Origin of the sequence: Shewanella livingstonensis, assembly GCF_003855395.1 — a bacterium.
Lineage (GTDB): Bacteria > Pseudomonadota > Gammaproteobacteria > Enterobacterales > Shewanellaceae > Shewanella > Shewanella livingstonensis.
Map to the genome: position 1 here is coordinate 3299506 of NZ_CP034015.1, position 22543 is coordinate 3322048.

Sequence of the window (22543 nt, forward strand, 5' to 3'; positions counted from 1 at the left end):
TTTAGCCGAACCCTTCGGGCAGCGTTTGTTGGCCATTTTTACTGCGTTATCGACTTTTTATGTAGAATAACTACACCTCAAAGTCTCTGCCGCGCAGTTGTATATGTGAGTAATGGTCAACAATTCGCTGCAAAAACAACCTTGAAAGATCAACAGGCCCTAATCATTAGAATATTAGCTTTTTGTGATCACAGCCCGGTAACCACCGTGGTGCTCATCGGCCACAAACTCAATAAAGTGCTTAATACTATCGAGACTATCTTCCTGATAATGTGACACATACAACAATTGACTTAAGTGCTCTTTGGCGATGAGTTCAAGGGCGTTTTTAATCAATCTTCGACCTAAGTAATCTAAACCTTGATAGGGCTCATCGAGGATCAATAACGTTGGCTGTTTAACAATGGCTCTGGCGATTAATAATAACCGTTGCTGGCCATATTCTAATTGCCTAAATGACGATTTGCTCAAATGACCCATGTGTAAAATGGCTAACCACTCAGTTGCGATAGCCACTTGTTGTTTCGACGCTTGTTGATACAAACCTATCGAGTCATAAAAGCCTGATACAATCACATCTAAGGCACTGCAATTAACCCGATACTGTAAATGCAACGCCGATGACACCATGCCTATATGCTTTTTAATCTCCCAAATACTTTCGCCTGAACCTCTTTTTTTACCAAAAATATCAATGTCATTGCTATAACACTGCGGATGATCGCCAAAAATAAGCCCAAGCAAAGTACTTTTACCGCAACCATTAGGTCCTTTAACTTGCCAATGCACGCCATTATCGATGCGCCAATTCACCCCAGAAAAAATCACTTTATCACTGTAAGCTACTCGGCCATTGTTCAATTGAAAAACTGGATTTGCAAAGCTTGGACTGTGACGATGCCGACGAATAAGCGCCAACAACTCTTCACTTTGTTGCCCAGACTGCGCTGTAAGTTGGCTTATAAGCGGATGGTTATCCCACTCAGACTTAGTCATTACACTGTCTAGCGTGCCATGATTAAACATCGCAATATGTTCAATCCAGTCTGGCATATCTTCTTCACGCGACACAACAACCAGCATTTGTACTGTTTGCGATAACTGCTGTAAATAGTGACTTAACGCTTGTCGATGGCCAACATCAAGCCCAGCATAAGGTTCATCGAGCACTAAAAAAGGCACTTTGGTTGCCACTGCGCGGGCAAGCATCACCCGGCGGCTTTCGCCGGTAGAAAGCTGAGTAAACGGGCTAGCGCTTAACTGAATTAGATTTAATTGCTGCAATAATCGATGAGTCAGCGCTTCATCATTACATTGGGCAAAGATAACCCCATAAACCGTAGTTTTAGGATCGATATAGCCTAAAGATTCGCTGTCATCTTGATCAAGAATATCGTCAAGTAACTGCTGCTGTTCATGCAACGACACCAGGGCGACTTTCGTGCGGTCTACACCCAATAGCTGGCCAGAATAAGCCAAGGTTTTATCGTGCGCTTGCTGAGTGAATAGCAGCCCCAATAATGCACCTAAATCACCTTCGGTACTAAACACCCCCCAAGATTGTTGCGGTTCAATAAGCCAATTATCAATGTCCATCGTCACACTAGACGAACGGCATTGCAGCTGTGTAAATCTGATTTCCATTTTGGCGCTTATCCTCGTCTATTAATACTAATTATTTAACAGCGTTTATAGTCAGAGTGTCTCACAAGACGGTTTGTGAAATCGACAAAAAAGACAGATCATGTTTATGATCTGCCTTAAGGTTAACGTGTAATAAATCTTGTCATTTCTCACTAATGAATCATGCAATAAATCATCTAAACTCAGCTATTGCACCTCGTTAGCCTATAACGCTCATTTCATTAACAATAAACTCGACTACCGCCCCTTCTGTCGCGGCGACGTAATCAGCTAAATGTTGATTACCCATATGAGCTTGCCACAATTCACGGCTCTGCCAGTTTTCATAAAACATAAAATGCGCTGGATTAGCATTATCTTGGTGTAAATCGTAGTTAATGCAACCTTCTTCAGCACGCGTAACCGCAATCAGTTTTAATAATTCAGCTTTGACTAAATCGACTTTGTCTGCTTTAGCGATAATGTTGGCAACGATAGTTAACTGTGACATTTTTACTTCCTTTTAATCATACAATCAATAAAATCAATAAAATCAATAAAATCAATAAAACTTTATAAATATGGGAGAAGAATAGACTTTATAAATAACTAAAAACCTTCTAATACAATTTTACCAATTGAACGGCCAGATTCTAATGCTTGGTGGGCAGCACGCAAATTTGTCGCGTTAATAGCGCCCATGTGCTGACCTAACGTGGTTTGAATATAACCTTGGTCAACGAGATCAGCAACCCGATTCAATAACCGACCTTGTTCATCCATATCTGCCGCATTAAACATCGAACGAGCAAACATAAACTCCCAATGTAATGACAAGCTTTTTAGCTTCAATTTAGTCACATCAAGCGCTTCAGGGTCGTCAATCATGGCAATCTTACCAAATGGCGCTAATAACTCTGTGTAACTCTCAAAATAACTATCCGTGCTGTTTAGGCTCGCAACGTGAGTCACTGGGCCAATGTTTAGCGCTTCAATTTGTGCTGCAAGTGGCTTGCTGTGGTCGACAACATAGTCCGCACCCAATTTCTTAACCCACTCACTTGAGCTTGCACGTGATGCCGTACCAATAATGGTTGCACCCGTAATAGCTTTAGCCAATTGTACAAATATAGAACCCACTCCACCGGCAGCGCCAACAACCAAAATCACTTCGTTTGATTTATCTATCGCGCTAGGGCTTTGCTGTTTAATTGATAAATGTTCAAACAACAGCTCCCATGCTGTAATTGCCGTTAACGGCAGTGCAGCCGCTTCAGCATTTGACAAACTTTTTGGCTTAAAACCGACTAAACGCTCATCGACCAATTGAAATTCAGCATTACAACCTTGGCGAGTAATATCACCGGCATAATAAACCACATCACCTGGCTTAAATTGGCTGGTTTTATCGCCTGTTGCAATCACCTCACCCACAGCATCCCAACCAATCACTTTCACTGCACCGTCTGTTGGCGGCATAGTTAAACGCACTTTATAATCGGCAGGGTTAACCGAAATTGCATTCACCTTGATAAGTAAATCACGGCCAGTGGCAATAGGCTGCGCTAAAGTGACATCGATTAATGATTCTGGGTTCGAAATTTCAAGAGACTGTGTGTATCCAATAGCTTTCATAATGTGGTTCCTGTTATGTCAATCTGCAAATGATGTTCAAACTTGATGAAGTAATAATAGCCCTTGTTTTATCACCCATAAACAGCATAATGATTGAAAAATTATCAAATTAAATTGGATAATCATGCTTCTAGAAGACTTACAAGTGGTACTAAAAGTAGCTGAGTTTCGCAGTATTACTGCCGCAGCAACTAACTTAGACATGCGCACTGCAACCGCCAGTGCGGCACTAAAACGAGTAGAAGCTAATTTAGGTGCAGAGTTATTTATTCGCACCACTAGACAATTACGTTTATCGAGCGCTGGCGAAAAATACATTCCACAGTGTGAGCAAGCCATGTTAATGCTGGAGCAAGCAAAGCAGAACATGAAAGGTGAACTGGACATTATTGATGGTGACTTACGCTTAGCCATATCATCGGATCTGGGGCGTAATATCGTTATGCCTTGGCTAGATGAATTTATGGATACTCATTCAAAAGTGAGTTTAAGAGTCAGCATTAGTGATACCAACGTTGACTTTTATCGCGACGCTGTCGATTTAGCTTTACGTTATGGTTCACCTAATGATGCTAACTTATACGGTTTTAAAATTTGTAATGTGCCAAGGCTAATTTGTGCATCACAAGCTTACCTTGATAAATTTGGTACACCGACCCATCCACAAGATTTGGCACAACATAACGCCCTGCTATATCAATTACAAAACTTAACCCACGACATCTGGGAATTCACCCAAGGTAATGACAGTCTTAAAGTAAAAGTATCGGGCAACCGAATAGCCAATGATGCCGACTTAGTTAGACGTTGGTGCGTCAGTGGTAAAGGCATTGCTGCCAAGTCTTGCTTAGACATGTCACATGATTTACTTGCTAGTAATTTGGTAAGGATCATGGCGGACTATCCACTTAAATCTACTGAATTGTGGTTAGTGTTTCCTAGCAGACAATCTATTACCCCCGCAGCGCGATTACTGCGCGATATGCTTAAGCAGAAAACTCGTGATATTTTGCAGCAATTAATTGACAGAGGCATACTTGATAAAAGCATGTTGGATTAAATAGGCCATTTTAAAAAGTAATGTCCACATTAAGCCTTGAAATATGCAGAACAAGCACTTAACAGGCTTGAACTACAACATCCAATATCGATCATAACCGTTACTTTAACAAAAGGCATAATCTTGACGTTAGTGGTTTCTACTCTAGCGGGTATTGTTAGACATTAAAGAGTTGCATCATAGCTATAGAAAAAGCATGGCTAATCATTAACATAAAGGATTAGCCTGTACAGCAGAGAAAATAATATCCCGAACACTTACATCCAATACACTGGATAATGACGCTTAGGATCAGTAGAGAGGTTATTAACAACTAATGCCACGAGTAAGAGCAATACTGAGCCTAAAAATACTGGCATTAACGCGTAGAGAAAGCCGAGATTGTGTACGTTTTCACCACCAATTACAGCTATCAAAGCAGTAGCACCTCCAGGAGGATGTAAGGTCCGAGTCAAGTACATTAACGCAATTGATAGTGATACAGATAAAGCACTAGCAAGTACGATATAATCAGCAAAGACTTGATAAACTGCAACACCAATTAATGCTGACAATACACTGCCACCAATTAAATTACGCGGTTGAGAAAACTCCGCCAATGGCGCACCATAAACCAGCACAGCTGAAGCGCCAAAAGAACCGATAACAAACATGCTACCCATTGGGTTTACGCTGATATAAAAAGCAAGACTGGCAACTAAGTAGATACCACAAAATGCTCCAACCCAAGACCAAATAATTTTCTTAAGCGGTTGTCTTGGAGGACAAATATCTTTCGAACGCATACGGGTAAAATAGAATCTCATGATGATAATCCGGACTGAATAGAATCAATACATTATTGATAAGTGATCTGCATCACAATTAGCGGTGGATAAATTAGCGCTAAATAAACTTGATTGCAATTGCACTTTCTAAAGAATAGCGAAATATTAAACAATTCGACAATATACCTGGTGAGCACAGCGCGGATATATTAATTAATAAGCTAATATATTAACTTTACTAGGGGCTGTTGTATTAACTTTGCTTTAATTTTTACTTTTTTATAACAACCCCAAATTATTTACAGACTCTATTTATAAGCATCTTCGCCCAGATAAAAAATACTTATTCTATTAATCCTTCAAGTCCACTTGCTACCTAGATAGCTATCGTTTGTATTGGTTTGGACATCATTAATGCCTGTAAGAAAAAGCAATTAACACCAAAAAATATTTAAATACTAGCCTACGATCTTGAATAGCCATATTTATTGCTACTAGCTTTTAGTCGCTGGCTATATTGTAAATAGGAGTCAAACATAAGCTAAACATAGCCAATATCAATCGAACTCACGGGAGTTCGATTGATAACCAATAGATTAATGTGTCGCTTTGTCTCCCCAAATCTCTTTTAATCTTTGGTCTCTGCCGCAATTCCAGCGATAAGCATTATAGCGAATAGGATTGTTTTTATAGTAATCCTGATGGTAACTTTCATCGCCTTTTATCGGATAAAATATCGATGCATTTAAAATAGGCGTGACCACTTTATTATTAGGAAATTGCTTTTCGACTTTGCTTTTAGACTGTTGTGCAATTTCTCTTTCTGTGTCATTTGCCACGAAAATGGCACTTAAGTAGCTCGAGCCTTTATCGCAAAATTGCCCTTTAGCATCAAAAGGGTCAATGTTAACCCAGTAATGTGCTAACAACTGTTCGTAGCTCACTTTGCTAGGATCATAGGTGATTTCAACGGCTTCAAAATGACCTTGATGGTTACCGTTATAAATAGGGTCTTTAATGTTTCCGCCAGTAAACCCAGAGATCACATCGGTTACGCCATCGAGTTTTTCAAAATCGGACTCCATACACCAAAAGCATCCACCGGCTAAAATGGTTTTATCTGCGGTGGCATTCGATGCATAAGACAATATACTTGCCGCTAATATTGTTAACGCTAGTGTACTTTTCATAACACTCCCCTTTCTTTTTCTAGGTGATTAGTATGTTTGATTCTCACATTCCTACTATATGAACTTAATAGTGTAAAAGTTCACTATTACATTTGCTAAGAGCCTAATTCTAAATTGACGACTGCAGACAGAGCCAACCCAAAAACGCCTTGGATTGAAATACCATATCGTTTCGCTGTCGATTTAGCCCGTCACTAATTTAGCTTTTCGCTTTGGTCTTCTTTTTATACGATTTTTTAAAACTGCGTTTCGGTGCACTATTGGCGACACCTTGTAATGCCGAAGGTAACTGGCTCGATGCCTGGATTATTAAACCATCTAACTGGCTCAGCAATGGCTGCATAAACGCATCGTACTTTAAACGTTTTTGGCTGATAGCATCGAGGCTGTTTTCCCATAGTGCCGTCATGTCCGGTGTGGTTGCTGATTCGGGTAAACTGCGGATTAAGCCAACACCGACGGGCGTTGCCAATATTGATTTTCCTTGGCGAATTAAATAACCGCGCTTAAACAGCAATTCAATAATCCCAGCCCGTGTGGCCTCAGTGCCCAAACCATCGGTTTCTTTAAGGATTTTCTTAATATCGCTATCGGTGACATAACGACTAATGCCCGTCATTGCGCCTAATAATGTCGCGTCGGTAAAATGCTTTGGCGCTTGAGTCATTTTTTCTAATAACTCACCACGTTCACATTGCAGTATTTGCCCTTTAACTAGCGGCGGTAGCGACTGCACAGCTTCGTCGTTATCATCTTCACCACTACTTGAATGACTATTGCCCTGATTTGTTGTAGCTGCCCGTTTAAACAGCTGTTTCCAGCCCAAAGTTTTGTCTTGACGTGCTTTTGTAGTGAATAAACCACCAGCAATGGTCACTTCGACGGATGTTTCAGCATAGATATAAGCGGGATAAAACTGGGCTAAATATTGCCTTGCCACATGTTGATATAACTTGGCTTCATTGCTTGATAATGACGATAAGTTAGCCACCTTTTCAGTTGGCACTATCGCATGGTGAGCATCTACTTTAGTGTCGTCCCACGCTTTAGATTTAAGCTTGGCGTTGGGCGCGTCGCAAGCCTCCACTAACCCAGCAGCACCTTTGAGTACGGCATCTAATACTTTGGGGGCTAAAGAATGCTGATCTTTAGGTAAATAGCGACTGTCGGAGCGTGGGTAAGTAATTAATTTGTGGCGCTCGTACAAGCTTTGGCAAGTATCAAGCACCTCTTTTGCCGATAAGCCAAAGCGTTTAGCTGCATCGATTTGTAAGGCGGATAAGCTGTAAGGTAATGGTGGGTTTTGGCGCTTATCTTTAGCGTCAAGTTTAGTTACTTCAGCCGGTTTACCATTAATACGAGCAACCACATTTTCGGCTAAACCTTTAGCTAATACTCGGCCGTCTTCATCCATATAGGGTTGACATGCTTCGCTAGGTTGCCATTTAGCGGTAAATGCTTGTTGTTGGTCGGTGAGTAAATGCGCTAAGACTTCATAAAAAGCTTTAGGTTTGAAATCGGCAATCTCATCATCGCGACGAACGACGAGCCCCAGCAAAGGTGTTTGAACACGGCCAACAGACAACACGCCTTGGTAACCCACTTTACGACCTTGGATGGTATAAGCACGGGTCATGTTCATGCCATATAACCAATCAGCACGGCTGCGAGCTAATGCCGAGGTTGATAATGGGATAAACTCTCGGTTACTGCGTAACTGCCCTAGCGCACGTTTCACCGCTTGTGGATTTAAATCACTGATTAATAGTCGCTGGACTTGATTAAGCTTATCGCCCTTTACGCCCAAATAAGAAATGACTTCATCGACTAGAAGTTGACCCTCGCGATCCGGATCGCCAGCATTAATAATCGATGATGCTTGTTTTACCAGTTTTCGCAGCACAGTAAGTTGGCTACGAGTTTTGGGTTTGGGCTGTAACTTCCAAGTTTGCGGTACGATAGGAAGATGTTCGAGTTTCCACGATTTAAATGCATCATCGTAAGCATCTGGCTCGGCTTGTTCGAGCAAATGGCCAATACACCATGACACGCAATCACCATTAGCAGCAGTGATAAAGCCATCACCTTTTTTATGTGGTTTTGGCAGAACATCGGCGATTGCACGACCTAAACTGGGTTTTTCAGCAATATATAGAATCATAATCCACTGTTGGGGCGCTAGCGTTCAAAAGATAAACCGCGCCACTTAACTGTATAAATTTACAGTATAGATTAGCGTTAAATACGCCAAGCTGCAAATATGAAATAATTAACCACTTTGTCACTTAAATCATTACAATGCGCAGGTTCACTTCCAAACTTGATAAATAGATGAAACTCGGCCACCGCTTAGCATATATCAACATGATGATCCCCAATGGTTATACTCATATTTGGGATTGCTGTTGCGACCATGGATTACTCGGCGCCGCGTTACTAGACAGGCATGCGGCCATGATCCATTTTGTCGACATTGTGCCAGCATTGATGCAGCAGTTAACCGCCAAGCTCGAACGTTTTTACCCACAGCAAAATCCACCAAAATGGCAAGTACACTGTAGTGATGTGTCAGCGATACCTTTGGTTCAAGATGAGCATACGCCCTTGGTGATTATTGCCGGAGTGGGTGGAGATTTGATGATCGAGTTTGTTAACTCACTTTGCCAACAATATTCGAACCGAAAAATCGATTTTATCTTGTGTCCAGTTCACCATCAATATGAGTTGCGCCAACAACTTATCAAACTTGATTGTAAATTAATTGACGAAAAACTGATTGAAGAAAATAGCCGGTTTTATGAGATTATCTACGTTCGTTTTGGTAAGCAATCATCGAGAAAAAAAAGTGATCGTCCTACGACTAAAATTAGCGTTATAGGCAATAAGTTTTGGCAATGTAGCAATGATCAAGAGCGCGATATGGCTAAGCGGTATTTAAACAAAGTGCTGACTCACTATCAAAAAATAAGCCTGTCAAATCCACAAAAAGCTTCTCAAACGTTACAAGATTATCTAGCGATTAAAGCACTGATATAGCATCTACAACGGACATTATCCTACTTGTTCGCTGCACTACTTTAAAGCGAGATACCGGCTCAAAAGCATTACCGGGATGACGATGTAGACCATATTACTGGATGACCGTATTTGAAAGCGCCCCCTTAAGCCTGATGCACTTGTGATCGATGTTTATCGTTTGTGATCGCTTGATCTTTATATTTATCGCTTGTTACCCCTGATATCAATCTTTATCGCTCTTATAGCCTCTAGCCGCGAAGCGACCTAACACCTAGGCATTTGCGCAGTATTCGCTTGATATCAATCTCTATCGCTTGTCATCGAGTTTTTAAAGCAGACATAAAAAAACCAGCATTTTCATGCTGGTTTTTTATCACTCACACACAGTGGTTAACTTATGGATGACACACGTTGTGCATCTCTAAGTTAGTACCAATGTCTTTTGAGCGATTAGCTTTGGCATCATCGTTACGTAATTGCGTTAAATGATCCAAGTAAGCTTGGTCAACATCATTAGTAATATAATGACCGTCAAATACTGATGTTTCGAAACGCTTAATCTCTGGATTTTCCATTCTTACTGCTTCAATTAAGTCGCTTAAATCTTGGAAAATAATCCCGTCGGCACCAATGATTTTGGCAATTTCGTCAGCATCACGACCATGAGCAATAAGCTCATTAGAGGTCGGCATGTCGATACCATACACATTAGGGAAACGGATTTCAGGAGCTGCTGATGCAAAGTAGACTTTCTTCGCGCCAGCTTCACGTGCCATTTCAATAATCTGCTCAGATGTAGTGCCACGAACAATCGAGTCATCAACTAATAATACGTTTTTACCTTTAAACTCGGTATTAATCGCATTCAATTTACGACGTACTGATTTTTTACGTTCTAGCTGACCTGGCATAATAAACGTACGGCCAATGTAGCGGTTCTTAACAAACCCTTGGCGATACGGTAAATCCATACAACGGGCAATTTCTAATGCGATATCACACGATGTCTCTGGAATAGGGATAACAACATCAATGTCATGATCTTCCCATTCCTTTTTAATTTTTTCGCCTAACTTAGCGCCCATGTTTACGCGGCTGGCATACACAGATATTTTGTCGATGCTCGAATCTGGACGTGCAAAATACACGAATTCGAAAATACACGGAGCATAGCTTGGGTCTGCTGCACATTGACGGGTAAACAATTGCCCATCAAGAGAAATATAAACTGCCTCACCTGGAGCCACATCGCGCATCACTTCAAAACCTACGGCATCTAATGCCACACTTTCTGAAGCAACCATATATTCAGTGCCTGTGGGTGTCTCATGCTTACCGAGTACCAATGGACGAATACCAAAGGGATCACGAAAAGCCACTAAACCTTGGCCGATGATCATGGCGACTACCGCATAAGCTCCGCGCGTTTGCGCATGTACTTTGGCTACCGCATCAAACACTTCATCGGCACTTAAGGTTAAGCTGCGCGTTTCTTGTAATTCATCAGCTAACAGATTTAACAAGATTTCCGAGTCAGAGGTTGTATTAACATGACGACGCTTGGTGACTAGGCTTTCGGCCAGTTCAATCGTGTTAGTTAAGTTACCGTTATGCGCTAACGAAATACCAAATGGCGAGTTAACATAAAACGGTTGTGCCTCTGATGCACTCGAGCTGCCCGCGGTAGGATAACGAACATGTCCAATACCGGCATTGCCTTGTAAACGCTGCATATGTTTAGGTTCAAACACATCTTTAACTAAGCCGTTTGCTTTGCGTAAACGAAACGCATTCATGTCAACCGTAACAATACCTGCTGCGTCTTGACCACGATGTTGAAGCACAGTCAGCGCATCATAAATGGTCTGATTAACTGTTGATTTTCCTACTATTCCGACGATACCACACATGGGTAAGGTTCCTCACTGTAAGGTGTTTTATGTTTATATTTTGGGTACAAAGCTTGAGGTATTTTCCAGATAGTTAAAAAACCACTGAATAACCACGCCAAATTCAGGTACAAGAACAGAATCCTGCCACCATTTAGTGTCAGGGAACGCCGTAAAAGCATCCATAAAAAACAGTAATGCACTAACGATTAACGCGCCACGAATGGCACCAAAACACAGGCCTAAAACTCGGTCTGTGCCCGATAAGCCGGTTTTGGCCACTAACTGGCCTAACAAATAATTAACTAATGCCCCTAGGATCAGGGTAATGATAAAAAGAATGGCAATCGCCACACCGTTTCTGACTAACTCGTCCTGCATTTGAGTTAAATGAGCAGCGAGATCAAGATAAAACTGGCTAGCGACGAAGAAAGCGGCAAACCAAACCACAAGAGACATGGCTTCTTTGGCAAATCCACGGATCAAACTAATAATAGTTGATAACCCGATGACAATAATTATTGCGTAATCAATCCAAACCATGAAGATGGGGATCCGGTATAGGGTTCAAGACGGCGGGATTCTAACAGAGACAGAGATGTTTCTCACCTCTGATTGCACAAATTATTCTTGCGTGATTAAGAACAATCAAATTGTAAATATTAATCACTCAAGTAAAACACCGTCTGAACAGGTTATTGTTCCTGTGGATTATAGGTTACGATCTTACCTTTTAATCCGGTTAATTTGAATATAGGTTGTTGACGAGCTTTAAGTTTTTCTTCTGATACTTCAGGGCCAACAAACACTCGAGTTAACTTACCTTCAACAGGCGTTTTAGGCAGTGTATATGCGTTAAATCCAGCCTTTCGAAGTTGAATGATTAAGGCTTTTACGTTGGTAATATTATTAAAACCGCCTAACTGCAATGTAAATCCTGCAGTAACGGGTGATTTGATTTTATTTGCTACCTGTACTTCAGGCTGTTTAGCTATCGGAGCCACGGGCACAGGCTGTTTAGCTATTTGGCTAACTTCTTTTACTGGCTCTTTAGTCGGTTCTGCTTCACCTAATGCCACAATATCGTTACTAAGATCTTTAGGCTCTGCAATCGTTAACACTTGAAACTCTTCCACTGTCTCAGCGTTATTGGCAGCACTAGCTCTATTAGAAGCACTTAACGAAGCAGGACGTAAAGGAATTTCAGTAAATTCCTCGACCACCTGCGGCTGTTTTCCATCTAATAAATCAGGTAAAAAAATGACGCCTAAGGCCACTAGTACTATTGTACCCACCAAGCGATTTTGAAATTGACGATTCAAAGCTAATTCCCTTTGTTAATAAAACGACGTTAATGATGGTTAATAAAACCGACGTCTTAAATAGTTTTATAAAGATTTAAACCCTGCGACAGTATAAAAAGAGCCAAAGACAATGAGCACATCATCAGCATTTACTGTTGCTTGTATAGCTTGCCATGCGCTAGCGATATTAGTAAATTCACTGACATGCTCACGACAACTATCGTTAGGCAGCGCTTGACACAGTGCTTGTGCTGATGCACCGCGTGGATTATCTAAACTCACAAAATTCCAATGACTAATTTGCTCGGCTAATGTGGCTAATACCGACTTAATGTCTTTGTCTTTAAGCATGCCACACAAGGCTACAATACGACGACCTTGATACGCCTGCAATTGCTGAGCTAAATAGCGGGCGGCATGCGGATTATGTGCAACATCTAATAGAACCAGTGGTTGCTCACTCACTTGCTCTAGTCGTCCGGCAAGCTGAACTTGTTGTAAGCCTTGGTTAATCTGCTGCTGGCTAATGTGCGACCAAATATGACTTAGTAGCGCGACAACACTGGCAGCATTAGCTAGTGGTAACCTTGGTACAACTAACCCCTTATAAGATTGCTGCGCCGATGTAAAGTGCCATCGCTGTGGTTGGTTGTGATCTTTATGATAATTAAATTCATAACCAACACGGTAAAGCGATGTACTGATCTGGTTAGCATAGTCAGTAACACTCAACGGTAAGTCTGGTTCACCAATAATGGCAAGACAATTTGAGCGAAATACGCCAGCTTTTTCTCGGCCAACCAGCTCGCGAGTGTCGCCTAAATATTCTTGATGATCAAGATCGATAGAGGTCAACACCGTAGCAGTAGAATCAATAATATTAGTGGCATCTAACCGTCCACCTAAGCCAACTTCCAGTATAACCACATCGACTTTAGCCGCTTTAAATAAATATAAACCCGCTAAGGTCGCATATTCAAAAAAGGTTAACGAAATGTCACCTCGCGCCGCTTCAATGGCACAAAATGCCTCAATAAGTGAAGCATCACTGGCATCTTGTTGATTAATCTGCACCCGTTCATTGTAATGCAGCAAATGGGGTGAGCTATACACACCAACTGAAAAATCCGCCTGACGTAAAATAGCGGCAAGCATCGCACAAGTTGTGCCTTTGCCATTAGTACCGGCAACGGTAATCACTTTAGCGGGAGCCAAATCAATCACGTTTAGGCTCTGGGCAACAGCGCTGACTCGAGTTAAGCCCATATCAATTTCGCTAGGATGAATTGCCAACAAATAATCGAGCCATTGATTCAAGCTCGATTGGTTATTGGGTACAGTAATTTCAGACGCGATTGACATAATTCAATACCATTTACTTATGCAGACCTTAGCTGGCACTGCGATAACATAATATTTAGCCACATCTTCATAAATGTGTCTAAATATACCTTAATCAAGCATAAACAAAGGCCCAAGGGATAACTTAGGCAATTGATATTGCTCAGGGTAAGTCACATCAACCAAATACAATCCGTTCGGTTTAGCCGTTGCAGCCGCTAACTTGCGATTTTTCAATGCTAAAAGCTCTGTTATCCACTCGATAGGCTGATTACCTAAACCGATTTGCAGCAAAGAACCGACAATATTACGCACCATATGATGTAAAAAAGCATTAGCTTGAATGTCCACCATCACATACATACCTTGGCGTGTAACATTCACTTGATGCACAGTTCGAAACGGTGTTTTAGCTTGGCAATGCAACGCTCTAAATGTGGTAAAATCGTGTTCGCCGACGAAAAGCTGCGCGGCTTGATGCATTAAGGTTTCATCAATATCACCGTGATAATGGCTCACGCCTGCACCTAAAATACCCGGGCGCAATTTATAATTATAAATCACATAGCGATAGCGTCTGGCCATGGCACTATAACGAGCGTGAAAAGTGTCATCGACCTCTTTTGCCCATCGAATAGCTATGCTGTCAGGCAAGTTAGCATTAACACCTTGAGTCCATGCCGACACTGGCCGTTGAACATTGGTGTCAAAATGCACTACTTGCCCTGTACCGTGAACACCTGTATCGGTTCGTCCAGCACATAATACTTTTATAGGCTCGTTAGCCACATAACTTAAGGCTTTTTCAACCTGGGCTTGCACTGAATCGACATCGAGTTGGCGCTGCCATCCACAAAAACCACTACCATCATATTCAACACCTAACGCGACCCGCATGCCTATATCCTCTACTCAATAATGGCGCGCAGTTTACCACAAAAAAACGGCGCATGTATCTGCGCCGTTTGCTTTTATATGGTTAACATAAGCCTATATACCCTGCTTATGAACATCCATCGCCAGAACTAATTAACTACACTAATTGACCTGGTTAATTGATACTTTTAAGTAAATTTTTGGCTTCTGATTGTTGGCGTTCATTGCCGTCCATTTGCACTTCTTTTAACAATGCACGCGCACTGTCTTGATCTTCAATTTCAATATACGCCCTGGCTAAATCGAGTTTGGCGTTAACCGAGTTTTCCTCGTCATCAACATCAATCATGTCCGGATTGCCCATTAACGAGTTTGCAGCGCTCATATCTACATTAACGTCTTTATACTGATCAGTTTTATTGTCATCTTCATCAGCATCGTTTAGCAATTTATCGATATCGATATAACCGTTTTCACGTTCAAAACGGATTAAATCATCATCACTCGCTTTATACTCTTTCGATTGACTACGTTCTTTTTGATCAAGTGCCGCCAACGCTTCATCGACCGTTAAATTGTCATCGCTAAGAATATAATCGTCTTCAGAAGTGTAATCATCATCGTTGTCATCATCTTTTAATGACTGCGAAAAGGCGGCTAATAAGTCATCATCACTTATCTCTGGTTCATCGACTTCTTTCTCGTCAGCGGCAGACTCGGCAGCTTTAAGTAAATCGCTTTCCCAATCTAAAAGTTCAGGCTTAGGTTTGCTGGATTTTAAGTCATTAAAGAAGCCTGAATCTTTATTGGCTTTCTGTTGTACTGTAGACGAAGCCGTCTCTTCATCATCCATTTGCGCCAACAAGGCGTCAAGACCATCATCACTCTCAATTGCGGTTTTTGAGCTGGCTGTTGATGTAACAGATGTATCGATATCAGTAGCACTCGTTGACGCTAACGCAGCCTCTAATTCAGCATCAAACCAACTGTTATCTTCATCTTCACTGCCTGCTTCAACATCGTCATCATCAACTTTGCCTAAATCGATATCAGTAAGATATTCGTCAAACTCATCGAATAATTCGTTATCATCAATCTCAGAACCATCAAGTTTAAAATCGTCAGACTGAGTCTGTTGAGCATCAGTTGTCGATGCGGTTTCATCGTCTTTAAAGCTTGCTAATAAAGCATTAATGTCATCATCAAGTGACTCATCATCTTCAGATATTGACTCTTCAGTAGACGAATCGTCATCTAACTCAGCGGCTATTTGTGCTTGCACTGCAGCTTTATCTGCAGCGTTTGTATCATGCTCAACCACAGGTTCGTTAAAACTAGCTAACAATGCATCAATGTCATCATCACTTGTTTCATCATCAATAGAGTCTGCGACATCTTCATCACTTAATTCGGCAGCAATTTGCGCAGCCAAATCATCACTTTCAGAGCGTTGCTGATCATCTTTTGTTAATTCATCATTATCAGCTAAAGCTGAATCAATAACAGGCTCATTTAAGCTAGCTAATAAAGCATCAATATCATCGTTACTAGACTCTTCATCCTGACTATTTTCATTGATATCATCTTGTAACTCAGCAGCAATTAACGCAGTGATATCGTCATCATTATCAACAACGTTGCCGCTTGGTGGCTCTAGTTCGGTTTCTTCTGCACTGTCTTCTACACTCTCTAGTGAACTATCATCTTTGCTCGCAGATAAGCCTGCTAGAAGTTCATCTAAATCTTCATCACTTGCAGAGCGTTGATCAACATCACGATCTACAGGATCTGATTCGGCCGGTGATTCTGATAATAAAGTATCAATATCAAATTCTGCATTTGAGTGTTCAGATTCGACTAACTCATCTTGTGCGCTATCTGCTTTAACAGGCTCAGCGACATCATCCGGCTCAGGCTCTGCAGGCATATCAAACTCGGCTAATAGCGAGTCAATATCATCTTCCGCATTATCTGTAGCATTTGAGTCTGCAGCACTTAAGTCATCAGCATCTGAGTCATCGGCTTTAACCGCTTCTGTAACATCCGGCTCAGGCTCTGCAGGCATATCAAACTCGGCTAATAGCGAGTCAATATCATCTTCCGCACTATCTGTAGCATTTGAGTCTGCAGCACTTAAGTTATCAGCATCTAAGTCATCGGCTTTAACCGCTTCTGTAACATCCGGCTCAGGCTCAGCGGGCATATCAAACTCGGCTAATAGCGAGTCAATATCATCTTCCGCACTATCTGTAGCATTTAAGCCTTCTACTTTGACCGGTTCTACGACATCAGCATCGTCCGACTCTGCAGGCATATCGAACTCGGCTAATAATGAATCAATATCATCTTCCGCGCTAGAGTCTGCTGAGCCTGGGCTATTCGTTTTAGCCGCAACAGCGACATCAGCATCGTCCGACTCTGCGGGCATATCAAATTCGGCTAATAGCGAGTCAATATCGTCTTCCGCGCTAGAGTCTGCTGAGCCTGGGCTATTCGTTTTGGCCGCAACAGCGACATCAGCATCGTCCGACTCTGCAGGCATATCAAACTCGGCTAATAGCGAGTCAATATCATCATCCGCACTATCTGTAGCATTTGAGTCTGCAACATTTGAGTCTGCAGCGCTTAAGTCATCAGCATCTGAGTCATCGGCTTTAACCGCTTCTGTAACATCCGGCTCAGGCTCTGCAGGCATATCAAACTCGGCTAATAGCGAGTCAATATCATCATCCGCGCTAGAGTCTGCTGAGCCTGGACTATTCGTTTTAGCCGCAACCGCGACATCAGCATCGTCCGACTCTGCGGGCATATCAAATTCGGCTAATAGCGAGTCAATATCGTCTTCCGCGCTAGAGTCTGCTGAGCCTGGGCTATTCGTTTTGGCCGCAACAGCGACATCAGCATCGTCCGACTCTGCGGGCATATCAAATTCGGCTAATAGCGAGTCAATATCGTCTTCCGCGCTAGAGTCTGCTGAGCCTGGGCTATTCGTTTTGGCCGCAACAGCGACATCAGCATCGTCCGACTCTGCGGGCATATCAAATTCGGCTAATAGCGAGTCAATATCATCATCCGCACTGGTTTTACTCGATTTAACCGCTGCAGCAGCCACAACACTTGACTCTGCCGGCATATCAAATTCAGCCAATAATGAATCAATATCATCTTCTGCTGCGGTATCTAGGGCATCAATGTCATCTTTAACGTCGTCAGAATCTAACCCCGCCAACAAGCTATCTAAATCATCCTCTGGGGCAACAGAACGCAGGGTTGCTGCAGGTTCATCATCTAATCCAGCAAGGAGACTATCGAGATCATCGTCATCCTCAAGAGGTTCAAGATCAGAGTCTTGCTCGTCCATGGCCTCTGCCCATAAATCATCTAATGAGGTGCCTTCTTCGTCTTCTGCTTCTTGTTCGCCAATAAACATATCTGATGCCATGTCCATCTCGGCATCACCACTCATCTGGATTTCAGGCTGTAAATCAACGCTATCTAAATCTAATAAATCATCAATTGACTCTTCATTATCCGAATCTAAATGGATCACCATATCGTCAGAGTCATCGCTGTCTGTTGCAGGATCGAGCGCTTTTTCAGCTTTAGTTTCTGTTTCTGCTTCAGACTGTTGAGCTTTTTTACTACGGCGACTTAACAACCAGAAAATAAGTCCAAATATGGCTAAAAGAGGAATCGATGCTGCTAGGATCAATAAAATGGTGTTATCCATTAAACTGCGCCAAAAGTCTGCAGGCTCTTCTACAACGGGTTCAATATTTTCAGTTTGATCTAGCAGTTTTTTATTTTCTAAACTTAGGGCATCGTACTTTTCTTGCAATAGCTGTAAATCTTCTTCAAGCGATGAGATGTTTAATGACATTTGTTCAATCTTGTTTTTCAACGTTTGATTGTCATTATTGCTGATCATTAATTCATCTTGTGAGCGGGCCAACTCATCGGTAAGCATTAATGTTTTTGCATTAGCTTCATCTAACGTGTTGTTAAGATCACTCACTACAACCGCATTGGCCTCTTTAATAGCTTTGGTTTGTACCGCTATAGCAGGAGTTTGTGGAGCTATTTGCAGTGGTTTTGCTGCAGTAGGCTTTTTTGGGGTATCGACTATAGGAGGTTGAATCGGCTTAACAACTGGACGAGGTTGAGTTTGTCTATTCACACGGCGATCATCTTGCTCGGCTCGGCGTTTAGCAACACTATTAGGAATGGCGGCCATCACATCAGCGGAAGGAACCAGTAATATCATCCCTCGCTCTAAAGTATTGTAATTATTACCGCTAAAAGCATGTGGATTAGCGTCATACAAGGCGGCCATCACTTGATAAACACTGACCTTATCACTGGGTCTGACTTTTTGCGCAATACTCCAAAACGTATCTCTTGATGTCGTCGGACCATATTGGCGTTTCGCTTGTTGTTTAACCTCGCCATTGGGTCCAGTAATTTTGAGCGTTTCTGCATGAGCAGACTCAATAATTTGTACACTGGTTAAGCCAACGGCTGTGCAGGCAATCAAACCCACAATATATGAAGTACGCAAAGTCATCCCATCCTTCCCTTTTAGCGCTATTGAGTTACCGGCTTGGCAACAGGCTTTAGGCAATTTTTATCGTTAGTATTATGGTCGTTAACTGTATCTAGTCACATCAATCGAGAGCCAATTTTGCAGGCATTTTCAATGCTATTGATGTTAAAAATGATATGTTTACGACTATAAACTAGATTCACCGCACCTGCTACTATTGGGCTCAGTAAAACGGAAAAAGCCTGCGCATTGCAGGCTTTTTAAACTAAATCGAGGTGTTGATTAAGTCATTACACATTGTTAAAGCGTAATTAATAGTAATCTCTAATCAAAATCTCGGCAATTTGTACGCTGTTTAAAGCTGCACCCTTACGAATATTATCGGCTGTAACCCATAAATTTATACCGTGAGAGTGTGAAATATCTTTACGAACGCGACCAACATAAACAGGATCATTACCTGCGGCTTCAGTTACCGCGGTTGGATATTCACTATCATCGTCAAACAATTCTACGCCTGGTGCATTACGTAAAACAGCTTTAACATCTTCTGCATCAACAGGTTGACGAGTTTCAATATGGATAGCTTCAGAATGACCATAAAAAACAGGCACACGCACAGCTGTTGGATTAACAACAATTTCGTCATCACCAAATATTTTCTGCGTTTCCCACACCATTTTCATTTCTTCTTTGGTGTAGCCATTTTCCATAAACACATCGATTTGAGGCAATACGTTAAAGGCAATTTGCTTTGGGTAAACAGTCGGTTCAGACGGTAACCCTTGCAATAACTTAGCACTTTGACCCGCTAATTCATCAATCGCCTTTTTACCGGTTCCCGACACTGACTGATAGGTTGCCACGTTAATACGTGAAATACCAAATGCATCATAAATAGGCTTAAGTGCCACTAACATTTGGATGGTTGAACAATTAGGGTTAGCGATAATGTTGCGATTACGAAAATCAGCAATGGCTTCTGGGTTAACTTCAGGTATTACCAATGGCACGTCTACATCATAACGAAAATGTGAGGTGTTATCGATAACCACACAACCGGCTTCACCCGCAATCGGCGCCCATTTAGCAGACACATCGCCACCAGCAGAAAAGAAGCCAATTTGTGCTTGGGTCCAATCAAACGTTTCTACGTCAAGAATTTCAACTTGTTTACCGTGAAAACTGACCGTTTCGCCAGCACTGCGACTGCTCGCTAATGGAAACAACTTAGCAACCGGGAAATTACGCTGCTCGAGGATCTCAATCATAGTTTGACCCACTGCGCCCGATGCACCTAAAACGACTACATTAAATTCCTGAGACATAATTAACGCCCGACTCCATATTTTCCAGTTTGAATATTCAATCTACCCTAATTTACTTGTGCTTTACTAGGGTTAATGTACTAAAAAAGCCGACTTTGAAGTGATTTTTTCTCAACTGGTTAAAAATACTGTTTTTTAGCCGCTATATGGCAATCTATCGGCCATATTCACTTAACGTGATTAATTAAAGCCTAAAGCATGAAGCATCGATGGGTTAATCACATCATCAGACAAATAGTCTACCGATGGAGCTAACGAGATAGCGCTATATTCCCTGCGGTAAGTATGATTTTTACGCATCAAATCAAACCCTGCTGCGGTTGAACAACAGCCTCTAAAGGTAACATCATCATCGCGTAGATCATAAACTAAGCGTGACAATTTCAGCAATTGGCTTTCAGTTAAATCACTTTGGCTAACAATTTGGTTAAACTGAAATGCTGGTAACAAACTGGTTAATGATTTATCAACCGCTAAACCAACTAATTCACACCACTTTTGATACAGTATAAACGTACCACGAGCCTTGCCTTCCAGGCTGTAACCAGCAATATGCGGTGTAGCAAACTCTGTCAAGGCGACTAACTCTGCCATTGGCTTAGGTTCTCCTTCCCACACATCAAGTACCAATTTTACATCATCACGTTGCTGCTTAAATCGAATCAAAGCACGGTTATCAATCACCTCGCCTCGACAACAATTTAATAGCCAGGTATTGGGTTTTAACTGGTTTAGTCGCGCTTCATCAAACAAATACCAGGTTTTATGCTCACCATCTTTGGTAATAGGCACATGCAAACTAATGATATCGGCCTGCTCAATAATGGTATCGAGTGACACAAACTCACGTTTATCGCCTTGCTGCGCTTTAATTGGGTCGCACAACAACACGTTAAGTCCATAGGCTTGCAAACACTTAGCCGCAGCAGTGCCGGTATTACCCGCACCAACAATACCCACCACTTTACCTGCTAATGACTCACCAAAACGCTGAGCTAACTCCAACATCGCTATAAACGCATACTCGCCAACCGCAGTCGCATTACACCCTGGCGCATTGGTAAAATAAATATTGCGCGAAGCAAGGTAATCAACATCGACATGATCGGTACCAATCGTCGCACTACCGACAAATTTAAGCTTGTGCGCATGGGCAATTAGCCCAGCATTGACTTTAGTCACCGAACGTACCAGCAATACATCAGCATCATTGACCTGTTCAGGGCTCAATGTTCGACCATTTACATATTCAATTTCGCCTAAGTCACCAAACAGGGCATCAACATAAGGCATGTTTTCATCAGCAATTATTTTCATCGGGTATCTTATTGTCAGCGAATTTAACGACTTCACATCGCATTTTTATGGCCAGTATCTTATACCAAAGCCATAAATTGGACGAGAAAAACCGTCAGGCTTGAACGCTTCGCTTACAGACTTGAGGTACTAGATGCTAGGTACTAGGTGTTGCCCCACAGTTCGTCACCCCTGAGTGCTTGTATCAGGGATCCAGGTGTTTCCCCATCGCACGTCATCCCTGAGTGCTTGTATCAGGGATCCAGGTGTTGCTGTTGACCTTGTGTAAAAGCGGAAACCCAACACCTGGATTCCGGCTAAACAGCATTGCCGGAACGACGTAGTAGTGGGCATCATCTGAATACGAATGAGCACACGACGTAGTAGTGGGCGCTATTTGAATGCCCCACCCGCTCGTCATCCCTGAGTGCTTGTATCAGGGATCCAGGTGTTGCTGTTGACCTTGTGTAAAAGCGGAAAGCCAACACCTGGATTCCGGCTTAAAATCATTGCCGGAACGACGTAGGAGTAGGCGTAAACTGAATACGAATGAGCAAATGACGTAGTAGTGGGCGCTATTTGAATGCCCCATCGCACGTCATCCCTGAGTGCTTGTATCAGGGATCCAGGTGTTGCTGTTGACCTTGTGTAAAAACGTAAAACCAACACCTGG

At 42.1% G+C, this 22543-nt stretch carries 16 protein-coding genes; 2 read left to right on the plus strand and 14 right to left on the minus strand.

The window, feature by feature from the left end; all coding sequences use genetic code 11:
- Positions 1 to 174: 174 nt before the first annotated feature.
- From EGC82_RS21760 to EGC82_RS14285, 3 genes are all read right to left on the minus strand, one after another.
- Positions 175 to 1644, minus strand: coding sequence for an ATP-binding cassette domain-containing protein (locus EGC82_RS21760; protein WP_124731351.1), 1470 nt, complete (start codon positions 1642 to 1644; stop codon positions 175 to 177).
- Positions 1645 to 1843: 199 nt separating this feature from the next.
- Positions 1844 to 2134 (minus strand): putative quinol monooxygenase, encoded by a 291-nt coding sequence (locus EGC82_RS14280; RefSeq protein ID WP_124731352.1) that lies wholly within the window; start codon positions 2132 to 2134, stop codon positions 1844 to 1846.
- Positions 2135 to 2232: 98 nt separating this feature from the next.
- The gene (locus tag EGC82_RS14285) at positions 2233 to 3258 is read right to left on the minus strand and encodes a zinc-binding alcohol dehydrogenase family protein (protein WP_124731353.1); all 1026 of its coding nucleotides are present in this window, start codon (positions 3256 to 3258) and stop codon (positions 2233 to 2235) included.
- A 124-nt stretch (positions 3259 to 3382) separates the two neighbouring features.
- On the opposite strand from EGC82_RS14285, the gene EGC82_RS14290 reads away from it, so the two are divergent.
- The gene (locus EGC82_RS14290; protein WP_124731354.1) at positions 3383 to 4318 is read left to right on the plus strand and encodes a LysR family transcriptional regulator; all 936 of its coding nucleotides are present in this window, start codon (positions 3383 to 3385) and stop codon (positions 4316 to 4318) included.
- Between the two features lie 257 nt (positions 4319 to 4575).
- Here the strand turns inward: EGC82_RS14290 and EGC82_RS14295 are convergent, their stop codons facing one another.
- From EGC82_RS14295 to EGC82_RS14305, 3 genes are all read right to left on the minus strand, one after another.
- On the minus strand, positions 4576 to 5124 hold the full coding sequence (locus EGC82_RS14295; protein WP_124731355.1) for an HPP family protein: 549 nt from the start codon (positions 5122 to 5124) through the stop codon (positions 4576 to 4578).
- Positions 5125 to 5681: 557 nt separating this feature from the next.
- A complete protein-coding gene (msrA, locus tag EGC82_RS14300; protein WP_124731356.1) occupies positions 5682 to 6275 on the minus strand; it encodes a peptide-methionine (S)-S-oxide reductase MsrA in 594 nt (197 codons plus the stop codon).
- Positions 6276 to 6474: 199 nt separating this feature from the next.
- Positions 6475 to 8436, minus strand: coding sequence for a DNA topoisomerase III (locus tag EGC82_RS14305; RefSeq protein ID WP_124731357.1), 1962 nt, complete (start codon positions 8434 to 8436; stop codon positions 6475 to 6477).
- A gap of 170 nt (positions 8437 to 8606) precedes the next feature.
- Between EGC82_RS14305 and EGC82_RS14310 the strand changes: the two genes are divergently transcribed.
- Positions 8607 to 9311 carry a tRNA (adenine(22)-N(1))-methyltransferase gene (locus EGC82_RS14310; RefSeq protein ID WP_124731358.1) on the plus strand — a complete coding sequence of 235 codons (705 nt, stop codon included), beginning with the start codon at positions 8607 to 8609 and terminating at the stop codon, positions 9309 to 9311.
- 377 nt (positions 9312 to 9688) lie between these two features.
- Here EGC82_RS14310 and purF read toward each other — a convergent pair whose 3' ends face one another.
- From purF to EGC82_RS14350, 8 genes are all read right to left on the minus strand, one after another.
- Entirely contained in the window at positions 9689 to 11203 is a 1515-nt protein-coding gene (gene purF / locus EGC82_RS14315) for an amidophosphoribosyltransferase (protein WP_124731359.1), read from the minus strand.
- 33 nt (positions 11204 to 11236) lie between these two features.
- Complete coding sequence (locus EGC82_RS14320) at positions 11237 to 11725, minus strand: CvpA family protein (RefSeq protein ID WP_124731360.1); 489 nt, start codon at positions 11723 to 11725, stop codon at positions 11237 to 11239.
- A 152-nt stretch (positions 11726 to 11877) separates the two neighbouring features.
- The gene (locus EGC82_RS14325) at positions 11878 to 12504 is read right to left on the minus strand and encodes an SPOR domain-containing protein (protein WP_124731361.1); all 627 of its coding nucleotides are present in this window, start codon (positions 12502 to 12504) and stop codon (positions 11878 to 11880) included.
- Between the two features lie 66 nt (positions 12505 to 12570).
- Positions 12571 to 13848 carry a bifunctional tetrahydrofolate synthase/dihydrofolate synthase gene (gene folC / locus EGC82_RS14330; RefSeq protein ID WP_124731362.1) on the minus strand — a complete coding sequence of 426 codons (1278 nt, stop codon included), beginning with the start codon at positions 13846 to 13848 and terminating at the stop codon, positions 12571 to 12573.
- Positions 13849 to 13938: 90 nt separating this feature from the next.
- The gene (gene truA, locus EGC82_RS14335; RefSeq protein WP_124731363.1) at positions 13939 to 14724 is read right to left on the minus strand and encodes a tRNA pseudouridine(38-40) synthase TruA; all 786 of its coding nucleotides are present in this window, start codon (positions 14722 to 14724) and stop codon (positions 13939 to 13941) included.
- 154 nt (positions 14725 to 14878) lie between these two features.
- Complete coding sequence (locus tag EGC82_RS14340; protein WP_124731364.1) at positions 14879 to 19267, minus strand: FimV/HubP family polar landmark protein; 4389 nt, start codon at positions 19265 to 19267, stop codon at positions 14879 to 14881.
- 290 nt (positions 19268 to 19557) lie between these two features.
- Positions 19558 to 20574: an aspartate-semialdehyde dehydrogenase gene (locus EGC82_RS14345; protein WP_124731365.1), complete on the minus strand. Its 1017-nt coding sequence runs from the start codon at positions 20572 to 20574 to the stop codon at positions 19558 to 19560.
- Positions 20575 to 20754: 180 nt separating this feature from the next.
- Positions 20755 to 21891: a 4-phosphoerythronate dehydrogenase gene (locus EGC82_RS14350; protein ID WP_124731366.1), complete on the minus strand. Its 1137-nt coding sequence runs from the start codon at positions 21889 to 21891 to the stop codon at positions 20755 to 20757.
- Between the last annotated feature and the right edge of the window lie 652 nt (positions 21892 to 22543).